Source organism: Corallincola platygyrae (assembly GCF_039544265.1).
GTDB classification, from domain to species: Bacteria; Pseudomonadota; Gammaproteobacteria; order Enterobacterales; family Neiellaceae; genus Corallincola; species Corallincola platygyrae.
Window position 1 is genome coordinate 199,906 of sequence record NZ_BAABLI010000014.1, and the last position, 13,839, is coordinate 213,744.

Here is a 13,839-nt window from a genome sequence, read left to right on the forward strand (position 1 = left end):
TAGTTTTATTCGACAGGGATCCCTGTCAGTCTGAAATATCCGTTTCTTGCGTCGCCATCTGTAATCAACTCATTAAGTAATTCGGGAAGAGACATGTCGCTCCACCTTATTACCTGCTCGATTCCATAAGCCATTGGCGAATGTGGCTCTGTATTTTTAAAAAACTCAGCGACTTGTCGTAAGGTCATAATCGCTTGTTTGCGACTGGCTAGGGTATCGCTGGATACCGGGGCGTCAGCGCACGCCGACTCATTCACAAGTGCATGTTGATCGGTGTCTGACTCAGACAATATGTTTAATTTGTCGCCAGCAAGGTAAATAATACTATCCAACGCGTTTTGAAGACGCTTTTGGATTTGACTGGTTGGTTGCGGTGACTGACATGCACTATCCATAGCATCAGACAAACGTTTGAAGGCTAATAGGGCCTGCTCTATTGATGTCTTTGTACTGACAAAAAATGCCTGAGAAGAACTCTTGGCGCAGTCCATTACTTCGTCGAGGGAAGTAGCCCCTGCATCTAGTTTTGCGCGTTTTTTTTCTTCGTCCAGCCGATCAACTTCAAGCGCCTGCTCTACTTGCCACAATGAATACGGGCCATGCTCGCCTTCTTCGGTCAAGGGTATCGATGAAATGGGCATCAGTAACGCACCTTCCCCATCAATACCATTAAGGCCAGTAAGTGGCGCAACGCATGTCTCTACGCCATCTTCGTCAGGTAGCGGATAAATGCCTTCCCAAAATGTTTCTATTAGTATCGCTGCAACTTCAAAGCTTTTAGATAGTCCTGAGAACCCATGAATTCTGCAGCTAGCTTCAATTAACCAGGCTGATAACTCTAAATCTTTGGTTGAGGTATACAGTTGCTCAGGAACCTGATTGAGGATGGGCAACCACTCTTTGGCAAACGAAGAAAGATCTTCGCCATCCACTAACGCTTTGCGCTCGGCTGCACGAGCACGGTTTCTGATCTCTTTTAAAGAAAAATAGGGAGATTGTGGTGACGCATCTTGTCGCAGATCCGAACCGGTTTTAACTTCACCGTGGATTGGCGAACGTATAGCATCAAAATTGAATTCGACTTCTTCCATGAAATCCCTGTCAGAAATGGTTTGCGTCCAGCAACGGCGGAAAGACTATATGAGCTAACTACATGTTGCAACGGTTAATTAGCCAAAAGCGTCAAATATTGGAACTGTATCGTCATTTTTTTGACCATCACTTTCTACATTAGCCTTTGCTATGTCGACCAGGATGGTCGTTACGTTATCGGAAGCCCCTTTAACCAAAGCAGAATGAAGCAAAGCCAAACTTGCGTTGGTTAAACTTTCCGCGTCCATGCACCTGAGAATATCTTCATCCGATAGTTCCTTATTCAAACCGTCGCTGCAAAGAAGAAAACGATCCTCAGGAAGAACAATGCCTGACACCTGATCTAATCTCAGGTCTCGGCCTACACCAACCGCCCTTGTGATGACGTTAGAAAGTGGGTGGCTCTCGACTTCATCCAGCGCTAACGTGCCCTCGTCGACCATATCCATTACCTGGCTATGATCCCGAGACTTTTGAGACAATCTGCCCTGCCTGAGTACGTAGAAGCGGCTGTCGCCGGCCCACAGGCAATGAAACAATCCATTATCAATGAATAACAACGCTGCCGTAGACCCAACGGTACTGCCAGCCTGATAGCGTTGCCCATATTCATATATTCTAGCGTTTGCTTGCTGAATCGCAGCAGAGAGGAGATCTATGGAAAGGCGCCCTTTTGGGACTTGCTGTACAACTTCCAGCACCGTGTCCACCAACATTTGACTAGCCACGTCACCGGCGGAGTGCCCGCCCATTCCATCAGCAACCATCCATACGCCATACTCCGGCAGTTCTAAAAACGCATCTTCATTGTGAGTGCGAACTTTGCCTGGATGACTATTCCCATAGCTAACTAACTTAAACATTGAACGCTCGTTCATTAAAGCCACCCTCTTGACTGCCACTGTCCATCGAACATTGCCGAAAACTGGCTAAATTTTGGTAGCCCCTCTGTTACCATCAAGCAAGGCTCAACAAGCTCAGACCCCTCCGTCCACCACATACAGTAGAGGGAGTGACTGCCAGCAAGGTAGTCCGCGAGGACAGTCGCTGCATCCCCCTTATTTGGGTGACTTAGAAAATAGCCTTGTTGACGCTTTCTTTTTCCGTTTTTTTGAAGGCTGACAATGGCATCAAACTCCTCGGTGATCTGTTCATTGAGTTGCGAAAAATCCTGCCATGCGTCAAACGTCATATCCTCGCTCAACGCAGTTAATAGCTTTTTCGTTGTCGCCTGTACCCAATTTGAGTTCAACCAATAGCAAGGCGGCCTTCCTTCTACTTGGGCGACCACAGACAGAGGATAGTGTCTGCCAGCACCATCAACGCTTGGCATCATGGTACCTACAACAGCGTTGTCACCTAGCACACCGGCACTGAATGAAAAATGCCAAATGGGAGAAGACAGGTAGTATTCAAGCCAGTTTTCGTTGAGTTGCTCCCGGCTAACAGCCATTGCTGCTTGCAACCACTCATGAAAGTGCTGTGTGAAACCAAAAGGCAGCCCCGCGTGGACGAAGTCTCGCTGCAAGGGGTGCTTCCCGGTAAAGCCAAATCGGTTTAAAGCTGAATCGGACATCTGAATTTTCCCAGCTCTTTGTTCCAAAACGGGTGCTCTACGCTGCTTGGTATTAGCTCTACACCGAATGTATTGCCCTGCAGGGCGATATGAACAACTTTATCCTTTTTAGAATCAGGTCTGAGCTCTGCAGCCTGGTCTAGTAAGCGGAACCAGCCCCAATCCCCTTCATAAGTATCTGTGACTGATCTGCCCACCCTTGGGGGAACAAACATAATTCTGGTTTCATGAGCGGAGCCGTTACCAGGCCAGGTGAATTGCGTAACGCGCTCTGGGCCATGGCGATAGGAGAGCACCTGGCCGTCTAATTCCAACATGAAATGACTGATGGTCTCATCCAGGAACTCCGGTTTAAGCCCAAACTCTACTTTTGGAACCTTAGAGCCGGGCTCAAAGAATGCATTCCTAATTCGTCTTGCTCTCTGGAATGTCGCAAGTGTCGAGGCCTTAACGCCGATATTTTTCTCGAACTGCCACTTAACTTTGGAGGTATCGACAAAAGGTGCCAGATATTTATTAAAAAAACTGTCCAGCGTACCGCCGTAGCCGAAAAAGCGACCAAAGTCTTTAAGTGTCACTTCTCTATCGCTTTGCTGGTTAATGGGGTAACGCCCTTCGATCGCTGAGCGGTATTGAGCTAAAACCTGGTCACGCCAAATATCATTGAGGTGGGCGCGAGCCCCCTGCTGAGCCAGCACCTTAGTTTTACGCGATACTCCGCCCAACCAATTATTAAATGGCGGCGGTACAGAGGTAACAACGCGTCGCATTGCTGCTGATAACGCATTTTGTTTTTCGCCCCCCAATTGGCTTAAATAAGCCGTTTTAGCGTTATTGCCCGGCTCTGTTAATCTCTCAAGGTAACGTTTTAGCTGTTTAACCGGAGGTTGGATTTTCTCGACATCCTCTTCGGTTAGCTTAACAATCGCCTCAAAATGCTCCTCCACCTGCCAGCCGGGTAGCTTCATATCAATATTCGGCATCTCGTCGGGAAGGTACCGGCTAAGACGACTTTTGTGACGCGTCGCTCCCTCTTTCAGAACTTTACCCGCAACTTCTGTCGCCGCCTCTCCAGCTTCTCCACCTGGCATCCTGGTAAGATTTAACTCTGCTTTTGACGCAAGCATGATATTGGTCATCGGCTGTTCTGGCCCGGCCAAAACTTTGGCTAACTGCAGGCCTTGCTCGGCATTAACGAACGGTTTTAACTCAACATCATCAAGCAGCTCTTCCCAATGAAAGATGTAATCCTGGAAGTATTTGTTGCTAACCTCTTTAGCAATTCTTTCTTGTGCTTTCGCCCCCAATTCACCTAAATCATCACCATACACCCAACTGTCTTCCATCAAACGCTTGACGATGCGTTCGTTCTCTAACCGAAAAAGCGTATGGAATCCGCTATAGGTATACAAACCGGGGATCCCCTGATTAAGTGGTTTGCCACTCTTGCGCTGGAAAACCCTAAGGCTATCGGTCCCCAAAACTTCAGTTAGTCTGAAGTCTGGAACATGACTTGGGATAAACTCAGTTTTTAGTCGCTGATATGCGCGCTCAGACAAGGGCAACTTTGCCAACACACTTCTTGCTTCATCAACGACTGACTCATCGTAGAAACTGCTAGGCACCCCGAGCTTGAGCAAGCCTTCTACATGCCTGTGAATGGCAACTCTTAGCCCTTGATTAATTTTGCCTGGCAGTTTTCTTTCAAAGTAAAGCTGAAACCATCCAACGACCTGCTCTTTATCCATTTTTGTTGGGTCAAAAAACATTAAGTAGGTCTTCAGGGTTTCATAGGTATATTCCATATGCTCGGGGTTATTCGCCATTTCACCCGCAAGGGAGTCCAGCAGATAAGGGGCAAGGTAGCCTTGCAGCGCACGATGATACGCGCTCACTGAAGGTTGTTTGAGTTTGTCCCCTTGGTAAAGGCCCATGCCATTGATCCCAGAATTGTCCAGGCCATTGCCAAACTCACCCGCGGGTAACTCAGCCAACGCAGTTAAAGCATGCCCTAAGGTAACGATGTCAACTTTGTCATCCAACTCACCGTTTGTAATAGAGTTGAATCGCTTAACAGCGTCTGCACTTTCAGCGACGAGAAATGTGTTCCACTGGTAACTTGAAAACCATAGTGCACTGAAAAGTAAAACCGTACAGACACCGCACGCAATTGCAGCTCTGTGGTACCACTTTTGCCTATTCAGGTGTTTAAGATCTGTTGCTGCAAGACTTTGCTCTTTAAAAACAATCTGGTGCAACAAGCCATGAATGAAGTAGCTCTTTTGACTGGCAGCCTTATGTTTTAATGGTACCTGACCCAAACCCAGCCCTGGATTTTGTGTGGCCATGACTCGATCAATAGGTACGCCTTCCTGCGTTGCACTCGCCATATAGATACCGCGGATCATGGGCGGCTCTTCGAAAGCGTTCTTAGCAAAGATCTCTTTTAGGAAATCATCTGCAGCTGCCTGCAACATCCGCAACTGTTTTGGAAACTCATATATCAGCGCGCGAGTATCAGTGTTGTGTTCCTGCTGTAATCGCACAGGGACGAGGCGCTCGAGTCTCGCCAGTAAGTGGTGAAACTCCCGGTTGAACGTGCTGACCACACCGCCTTCCATGGATTCATCTTCATGACTAAACGTTACGCCTAGTAGCTCTTTGCGCTGTTCATTATCCAAGTCTGAGAAATACTCGCTGAAACCAGCAACAAGGTCTGCCTTGGTCAACATTACATAGACAGGGAAACGCAGGCCTAATTGGTTTTGTAACTCAAGAAGTCGATGTTTTATCGCCCTTGCGTGCAGATGTCGTTCTGTTTTGGTCTGGTTTAACAACTCAGGCATGCTGATCGCGATCACAGCGCCATTGATAGGGCGCTTTGAGCGAAATTTTTTAAGCAATCCAAGAAAACCGAGCCATGCTTTGGAATCTCTGCTTTCATTACTCTGTTGAGTGGTATATCGCCCTGCCGTATCGATTAAAACAGCATGGTCGGTAAACCACCAATCACAATTCCGCGTTCCGCCAATGCCAGATAAGGCATCACTGCCGAGTTTATCTTTTAAAGGAAAGGACAACCCTGAGTTAACCAGTGCAGTGGTTTTGCCTGAGCCCGGTGGCCCAATTAAGACATACCAAGGTAGTTGGTATACGCCTCGCCCCTTAGCGAGCTTTGCAGACTTTAAAACCTCCAATGCTTCCAGGATACGTTGTTTTAATATGCCAATCTCTTCACTGGTCGCTTGGTCATCAACATCGGTATCCGACAACAGCTCTTGTACCGCAGCATCATTATGTCTTCTTGTCCGCGCTTCACTGCTTACATTTATACCGCCCCAGATCAAAGTCATGACCAGGATCAGAATTAGCCTGGCTACTGCTCCCTCTAGTGGGACCGAGCCTGCGATACCGATTAGTGGACCACCAAACCAAACAATGAGTGACAACGCGACAAGGCCGATGAGGGTTGCAGCCCACCTCGACTTAAGCGCATTTACAGCTTTTTTTGTAGCATCTTTGAACGACATTTTGCTTCCCTGCACTATCGATACAATAAATCAATTTCAACTCGACGATTTTTGGCCCTACCCTGTGCCGTCGAGTTGTCGAACTTAGGCTCTGCCTCTCCGCGTCCTTCTGGCCATAACTTGCCTTCCAGGTCTGCACTGTAGGAAAGTATGTTGGCAACGGCGGTAGCTCTTGCCAGTGACAGGTGCCAGTTAGAGGGGTATTTGGACGTAAAAATCGGCTGATTGTCTGTGTGCCCGGTGATCAGTATGCGGGTTTTAACACCTTCTATGGTTCTGGCCATCTTACCCAGGATCGGTAAAACGCCCTCTTTTATATCAGCACTACCAGAATCAAACAGTTGCGCAGATTCAATAACAATACGTAGTCTGTCAGGCATAGACTCTACACTCAAAATCCCCCGCTCTACTTCTGTTTGCAGAAACTGCTCTACTTGAAGGTATTTGTTGAAAGGCGTAGTTACTTCAGCTGCGCTATCACTCCATGAGACAAGGTTCGTCAGCCGGCCAATTTGCTCAGAGGTAGTTCTAGATAGTGAGTAGTTAAACCCCAAATATATAAACAGTAGCACCATGGCAAGCAGCGAGCAGATCACCCACAGAGGGAAATCATGTTCGGTTAAATCTGCGTGCACAACCTTATCTCGCCAACTCAAGTCATTTAACCTGGCAGGCTCATCAACCAGGCTATTCAGCGCATCAAATACTCTAGCCCGGTACTCATCCAGTTGCTGTTGACCTCTGGTTTCAAGCCTCATCTTGCCAGTAAAACCTAACGACAAACACAGGTACTGAAGGCCCAATAGCTGACAATATTTGTGTGGTTCCGAAATGGAACGGTCCAGAAGCGTGAAAAAGTGTTCGCCACCCAGAGTCTCTGCGTGAAAAATGGAGAGCAGGCTCTTCGAGGACCATGTAGAGTTCCCGCCCCATGGCGTATTGAGCACGGTCTCATCGACAAACGCGCAAATGGAGTAGCCTGCAGACTCCACCAACTCAGACACTACGCCATGCCGCTTAAGCTCAGATTGAAATTCATTCACCATGTCCACAACGGCTCGCTGCAAACCAGGAACATCTGTATGAGTGCCGGTGCAACGCACTTGCGTCGCGAGCGTCAAAAGCGGCCCGGCAGCGTCGACAATCTTGTTTTCCCCCAGTCCCGGAATTCTGACTGCTGTAAACACCGGCGTTGACTCACTCTTTAAAACAGTACTGTCTACTGATACTGGAGTTGGTTTAGGCGCGATCATGCCTTGATTTAAGCGTCGCCCTCCGGGCGTGGGCTTAATAATGGTCGCTTCTGCCATTGTCATCATCCTTGATAGAGTTTTGTGCTGCCTAATCAGCAATTGACCATAGTTGTATATCGAGCTCGGGGAAATCACCAGATAAGTGAATTGCTATCCCACCGCTCGCGCTTAACTTAGGCCAATAGTTGTTTGACTTATCCAGTTCGAAATAGTGGTAGCCTGCGTGATAAGGAACCTGCCTTGGTGCCACGGGCAACACTGAGGCACCGATGCCGGGCAGTTGGTTATTTATCAAGTCACGAATGTGTTCCACTGGACCAATTTTTAACTGCATTGGTAGCTGTTTTCGGAGTGTTTCGCTATCTACATCAGCTTTTACTGCCAATACGAAAGCACTGTGCCTCAGCATCGACTTATCAGGTATCGATGCTGCATGGATACCAAACTTGGTCTTTTCTAAACTTAGATTTACTGCCGTCTGCTCGAACACCGTGCTCAATGTCTGGCTCAGAAGTACTTCTAAATCACCAAACAACGAACCCAAATCATCGTGTTTATATTTGCTAAATTCAGGGCTTCGTTTTTGATCGGTGTAATAAGTCGCCAGTTCACCGGCAAGTTCCATTAGCGCCAGCGCTAATTCTTGAGGATGGTAAGATTCAAGCTCTCTAATGCCCCTCAATAGAGGTTCAGACTTGTTTATCAGTTGAAGTACTAAAAAGTCGACAATGGTGCTTGAGCCTGCCTGTCCCTGTTTGAGTCTCTCAGCGATGGCGTCGCCTCGCTGATGCAACATAGCGATGATCTCATCCAGCATTCTGGATAGGTTGCAAGAGGCTTTATAGTTAAGACATGGGGGTATATAGGTATCATCAAGAATCAATTTCCCCTCTTCCGACACTTCCAGGATCTTCGCAATAGGCATCGCAACGTACCCGGCGAGGTCCTCTCCTTCGAGCTTCAATTCACAGCTTAAGCCTGCTAACTGAAGTATTTCGTTTGCCTCAATCCCGATAGATATATCTGTTACCTGGTGGTCTTTAAAATGAAATCGCGTGACCGCTTTCTCGTCCTCTGAGGAAATTGTTTTTGCATGTGTCAGGTCACTGGCGGCAGCGAGATAAACCTTTTTATCACGTACTACCCTGTTAACCTTGATGGGACTAGGCAGTATTTCAGCCGATGGTGCGACTAGGATTAGCCCATCCGGTAAAACTGCATCTATCTCGGTCAATCCAAACTGGCTTTCCAGCAGTGCAGCAGGATCTACAGCGAGTTTCCTTATTCCCCAACAGTTTGGAGCGATAGACTTAATTCCCTGCCTTGACTGATAGGTCAAGTACCTTTCTTGTTGTTGAAAATGTTGAGGGTGCAGGAACATCCCCTCTGTCCATGCCACTTTACAGAAGTCGCTCATCAATTCTTTCCAATGAAAAAGTACAACGCTTAGCGCTGGTATACCGCTAAAGCTTCAACATAAATGTCCACGTCGTCGTATCCCCTTCTATCGATCTCAATCACCTCACGCCAGCGAGCGTTCTCTATGTCTCGATAGGCTACCAAGAGCCCCGCATACCGAACATTAGGGTTAATCTTCATTTTGAACTCGACATGTTCTCCCGGTTCGAACTCGAACTCGTCTTTTACCAGCAGGTCGGGACCGAGTACTGCGTCAGCATCGTCGTAAAGACTGAAAAAGTCCTGGCTATCAAAGACCGTGCGCGAACTGAGCTCATACACTTTGACTACGACCGGAGAAGGTCTTCCATTTCGATCCGGGTTTACATCTTCAGCAACATGGAAATTGAGATAGGTGTAGGGATCCACCACAGCGTTAACAGCAGAACATCCGCTCAACACTGCTAGAGATAGAATTAATAGGCTGGTTTTAAACATGATTAACTTGCATCCTTTGCTTCCTGCTGCGCAATGCTTGATTCATAGGCTTTAACAAAGTCGTCCATAAAAACAGACGCGCCTTCCTGCTGTAACTGCTGTTTAAGATTTTGATACTCACTCAAATACGCTCGCCAGTGTTTGGCCGCGGCATGAGATGGCAGCATTTTTTCCGCCCATGCACTGTTACCGAAGCGCCCAGAAATTCCATTGGGGTCGAGGTGTTGCATCAATCCAAGCATGGCACCATTGATACTTTCAAACAGCGCCGTTTCATGCTGTTCAATGTCTTTAAATGATTGCTTTATCGCCTGCTCGTGACTGAGGTAACCGCTGCTTTGGCGGCCAACCAGGTTGTGGATCGCATCTTCGTAGGTAGCTGAGAATTTGAGTGGATTGTTTTCGCTGAATCCAAACAGTGTTTGGTTTGCTCTCACCTGCTGCTTGAACAGGGAGCGACCATGCATGGTTTTCATAAGACCAACGAGAAGTAAATTGAATACCTCGCCAAGTTGACGACACCAATACTCAGCGTCTTCAGGATCTTTTGGCACCATGTTTGGCGTGATTTGCGCTCCATTTAGAAAAGCAGAAAAATGATTAGCTTGATGGCCTTGGTTTTGGCTATGCGTATCTGATGAATGTGCTGGTTTATTCGATTCTGCAGAATCTTTAGTAGCTGGGACCTCACCAATTATCAGCTTTTCCCAATCTGCAGCCTCTGTAGGCTTAATCTCATCTAAAGGCTTGGTAGCAGGCAACTGAATGGCATCAGTCCCCAAAACCTCTAACGTCTCAGCGGCAGCAGATGGCCCGATGGCGGAACTGGGTTTCGGTGTGATAGCGGGCTTTGACGCGAGGTTTTCTTCAAAATCGGTTGTGTGAAAACCAAATTCCTTCGCAGACGCCTGGCTAACCTTGCTCTGGGGATCTTTTTCTGCAACTTTCACCGCGTCAGATGTGAGCTTAACCTCAATTTCATAATCACCCAGCGTCAGCAAGTCTCCATCTACCAGCGTATGTGAATTGTTTCTGCCTAGCGCCTCAATATCCCGGTTTATGAACAAACCATTAGTGGATATGTCGGTAACAACAAAACCCTCTTTAAATGAGGAAACCACCGCATGGCGACCTGACAACACTCTTTCGGGATCGGGTAGATGCCAGTCACACTCATCAGCGCGACCGATGACAAGGTCACTCTGTGCGGTGATAAGAGACAACTGCTTACTTGTCTCCTGGCCGGCAGTAAATCGATGGTAGCTAACTACTGATAACGTCAGTTCCATGTCGTATCTCTTCGTTCCATGAAGGTATTCGTAATTTATTGAATTCGAAGCAATCAGGTTGTTTCGAGTGCACAAGGCTAATGAGCATTAGATTAGATGTCAATTGTTTGACACCTATTTTTGCCGGGTGTCATATTGTTGTCTTTTCGTGTTGTGTTATCGCGTTAGTTAATTTAGAGTTTCGCGCTCCAAGGACGGCAAAACATTTTATTCGCTAACGAGAACAGACATGGAAAGTCAGCACAACAAAGCCCCAGCTGCAAAGGCCGATGAAAACAAGGCGGCAAGGAGCGCAAGTACCACTGGTTCCTCGCAGGATTGCACACTCATAAAGAGCGGTTCTTCCTTAGGCAACGGAGCACAGCCTATAACCGCACCATCGCCCCCCCAGGAGGGCTTGATAGGACAACTCTTTAATGGTCGCTATCGAATAGAGTCTTTAATTGGCACCGGAGGCATGAGCACCGTCTACAAAGCGGTAGATACGCTTGCGGAACAGGCTGGTATCGAAGAGCCCTATGTTGCCATTAAGTTACTTCAACCCAAACTTGCCAATCAAGCAGAAGCCAGAGAAGCCCTGATATCTGAAGCAAGAAAAACACAACAGCTTAGCCACCCTAACATCATCCGAATTTATGAATTTGGCTTTGAAAGTGGCAAGTGCTTTATTGTGATGGAATGGCTTGATGGCGAGACACTGGAGCAGGTGATCAGCCGGTCGCGTCCTACCGGCCTACCTTACAAAAAGCTCAAAGGTCTGTTAACCCAGTTAATCGATGGCCTTGACTACGCCCATAAGCAAGGGGTTATCCACGCAGACCTAAAACCAGCCAACATAATGCTTACACGTCAGGGCCAAATTAAGATATTTGATTTTGGCGTGGCACAGGCGATCAAAGAACTTAATGACAAGTTCGCGGTAGTTACCACGCAACCTAAAGAACAGTTAACTGGATACACGCCAACCTATGCTTCGCTTAACCAAATCACTGGCGGCAGTCCTCGCGCTAATGACGACGCGTTTTCATTTTGCCAGATAGCCTACGAGCTGGCCTGCAGCAAACACCCATTTGACCGACAGCCCGCTGACGTTGCCAAAAAGAAACAATTAGTGGCACGAAAACCAGGCAGCATGCCATGGTGGCAGTGGCTGTTGTTAAAGCGCGGACTGGCATTGGATAGCAGTGCGGATTTTTCATGGAGTGGCATGCGCAAACGACTTAACAAAAGGTTAGCTCCTGCGCTTTTAACGTTGACGATTGGATGCGTCGTTGCCCTGTTCGCTGCACAATACATTAATGGTATTCATCACGAAAATACGCTTCTTAACACCCACCTAGAACAGATGAAAGCCCGACAGCTATCACATCAGGAGATGATGCACCTCGATGCTAAATCACTGATCCAATTACTGCCCTCTATCCCAGAACATGAACACCTTTTACTTAATGGTCTGCTAAGGATTCATCAGACTTCCGTACTTAGGTTCTACGAGGGTCGAATTGATAGCATTCTCAATAATCGCTCAGCTACCTACCCCGATTACTACGCGATCGAAGCAGAGCTAAATGCTGCTAAGAATCTGTACCCAGATTCAAATGTTCTAAGTCGATTGGATGTCGATCTTCTGCAGCGCTGGCGGGGAACCGTAGAGGTGTTAGACCAGCGACTAAATGAGCTTCTTGAAAAGGGTCTTTATCAAACGGATGAAGAAACGTCAGAACTCTTCGAGCTACTTAACGAATTAACCCTAATCAAACACGACTATCGCCCTCTCCCGACCATTGCAGCGGAAAACCTGTTTAAGAAGCGTTTCAATGATGCGCTTAAAAATCACAAAGTTGGTGATCTGAAACAACTGATCTCAGTGGGCGAAAAAGTGTTTAAGGACAGCGACGAACTTTCCACCCTTATTGCTCAAGGAGAGTTACTTAAAAATGCCGTTGCCGATGTTGCACACTACCAACACCAGATAGGACTCGGCAATGATCCAAGTTACCCTTATGAATCCGCCCAGGTCTTCTATCAGTCTGCATTTGATGGGTTTCATAACCGATTGCAAAGGGCTGATACGGTCAAAAAAATGGACAGAATCAACAAAGAAGTTGACGCATTGGCAAACGATTTACCTGGCGATTTTTCACCATTGCTAGATATCCGGCGCTCACTGGCTAATCGCTATCTCAGCTTTTCAAAATCATTCCTGAAACAACGTAAGGTACGCTCGGCTCAACGCCAAATGGAAAAAGCGGACAAACTCTTCGCATTGATGGACACAGCACATGCGAAGATCTAACTGATTTGCACTCTGGCTTAGCGAATACCATTTCGGTGTTCGCTTTTTTTTTGGTGCTAACGTGCTAGGCTTTAACAAAATCAGCAGTTGGTCGGACCAGTATGCACCCCATAACAATAACAACAGAGAATCAGATAGCGACAGTTACCTTAAACCGCCCAGAGAAGCGAAACGCGCTTAGCTTAGAGATGTTTGAAGCGATTGTTAGCGCACAACGACAACTGAAGAAATCAAAGCAGCTTAGGGCAATCATCATACGTGGAGCAGGCGAAGACTTTTGTTCTGGGTTAGATGTTAAATCGGTACTTTCCAGCCAAAAAACCGGATTTAAGCTTCTCTGGAAGTGGTTACCCTGGCAAGCAAACTTAGCGCAAAAAGTCAGCGTAGGCTGGCGAGAGATTCCAGTACCTGTGGTAGCAGCGATACATGGAAGATGCTGGGGTGGCGGATTACAGATTGCATTAGGCTGCGACTTCCGGATCGCCACTCCTGATGCTGACCTGTCGATAATGGAAGGAAAATGGGGATTGATTCCGGACATGGGTGGCACCACTGCGTTGCGTGAAATCATGCCAAGAGATCAGGCCATGTTATGGGCAATGAGCGCTAACACCTTCAATGCTGAACAGGCCAAAGAATGTGGCGTTTTGACCATGATTTCATCAGATGTCGACGCTGCTGCCAAAGACATTTTAAGCGGGATGCTACCCAGATCTCCCGACGCAATTGCCGCTGTCAAAAAGCTCTATTCAAAACACTGGTTGGCGAGCATTGGTAAACTGCTTTGCCTGGAAAGCTGGTATCAGTGGCGAATTCTTTTAGGAAAGAACCAGCGCATCGCCGTTGCTAAACAACAAGGCAAGGACCGCACTTATCAGGCCCCAATGCGCTGGTAGTGTTTTGTCTA

10 protein-coding genes are annotated in these 13,839 nt (G+C 47.3%); 2 read left to right on the plus strand and 8 right to left on the minus strand.

The window, feature by feature from the left end; translation table 11 throughout:
- Window positions 1–5: 5 nt before the first annotated feature.
- The 8 genes from tssA to tagH all read right to left on the minus strand — a co-directional run bounded on the left by tssA (window position 6) and on the right by tagH (window position 10,636).
- Window positions 6–1,091, minus strand: coding sequence for a type VI secretion system protein TssA (gene tssA, locus ABEA14_RS12190; RefSeq protein WP_345340286.1), 1,086 nt, complete (start codon window positions 1,089–1,091; stop codon window positions 6–8).
- Window positions 1,092–1,169: 78 nt separating this feature from the next.
- Window positions 1,170–1,970: a PP2C family protein-serine/threonine phosphatase gene (locus ABEA14_RS12195; RefSeq protein WP_345340287.1), complete on the minus strand. Its 801-nt coding sequence runs from the start codon at window positions 1,968–1,970 to the stop codon at window positions 1,170–1,172.
- Window positions 1,970–2,668: a type VI secretion system-associated protein TagF gene (gene tagF / locus ABEA14_RS12200; RefSeq protein ID WP_345340288.1), complete on the minus strand. Its 699-nt coding sequence runs from the start codon at window positions 2,666–2,668 to the stop codon at window positions 1,970–1,972. Before tagF ends, ABEA14_RS12195 begins: the two co-directional genes overlap by 1 nt.
- Window positions 2,650–6,198 carry a type VI secretion system membrane subunit TssM gene (gene tssM / locus ABEA14_RS12205; RefSeq protein ID WP_345340289.1) on the minus strand — a complete coding sequence of 1,183 codons (3,549 nt, stop codon included), beginning with the start codon at window positions 6,196–6,198 and terminating at the stop codon, window positions 2,650–2,652. Before tssM ends, tagF begins: the two co-directional genes overlap by 19 nt.
- 14 nt (window positions 6,199–6,212) lie before the next feature.
- Window positions 6,213–7,508: a type VI secretion system protein TssL, long form gene (gene tssL, locus ABEA14_RS12210; protein WP_345340290.1), complete on the minus strand. Its 1,296-nt coding sequence runs from the start codon at window positions 7,506–7,508 to the stop codon at window positions 6,213–6,215.
- Between the two features lie 31 nt (window positions 7,509–7,539).
- Window positions 7,540–8,868, minus strand: coding sequence for a type VI secretion system baseplate subunit TssK (gene tssK, locus ABEA14_RS12215; protein WP_345340291.1), 1,329 nt, complete (start codon window positions 8,866–8,868; stop codon window positions 7,540–7,542).
- Between the two features lie 29 nt (window positions 8,869–8,897).
- Window positions 8,898–9,347, minus strand: a complete 450-nt coding sequence (gene tssJ / locus ABEA14_RS12220; RefSeq protein ID WP_345340292.1) for a type VI secretion system lipoprotein TssJ — start codon at window positions 9,345–9,347, stop codon at window positions 8,898–8,900.
- Between the two features lie 2 nt (window positions 9,348–9,349).
- Complete coding sequence (gene tagH, locus ABEA14_RS12225; RefSeq protein WP_345340293.1) at window positions 9,350–10,636, minus strand: type VI secretion system-associated FHA domain protein TagH; 1,287 nt, start codon at window positions 10,634–10,636, stop codon at window positions 9,350–9,352.
- Between the two features lie 397 nt (window positions 10,637–11,033).
- Here tagH and ABEA14_RS12230 point away from each other — a divergent pair, with 397 nt between their 5' ends.
- Entirely contained in the window at window positions 11,034–12,932 is a 1,899-nt protein-coding gene (locus ABEA14_RS12230; RefSeq protein WP_345340294.1) for a serine/threonine-protein kinase, read from the plus strand.
- A gap of 101 nt (window positions 12,933–13,033) precedes the next feature.
- Window positions 13,034–13,828: a crotonase/enoyl-CoA hydratase family protein gene (locus ABEA14_RS12235; protein WP_345340295.1), complete on the plus strand. Its 795-nt coding sequence runs from the start codon at window positions 13,034–13,036 to the stop codon at window positions 13,826–13,828.
- The last annotated feature ends 11 nt before the right edge of the window (window positions 13,829–13,839 follow it).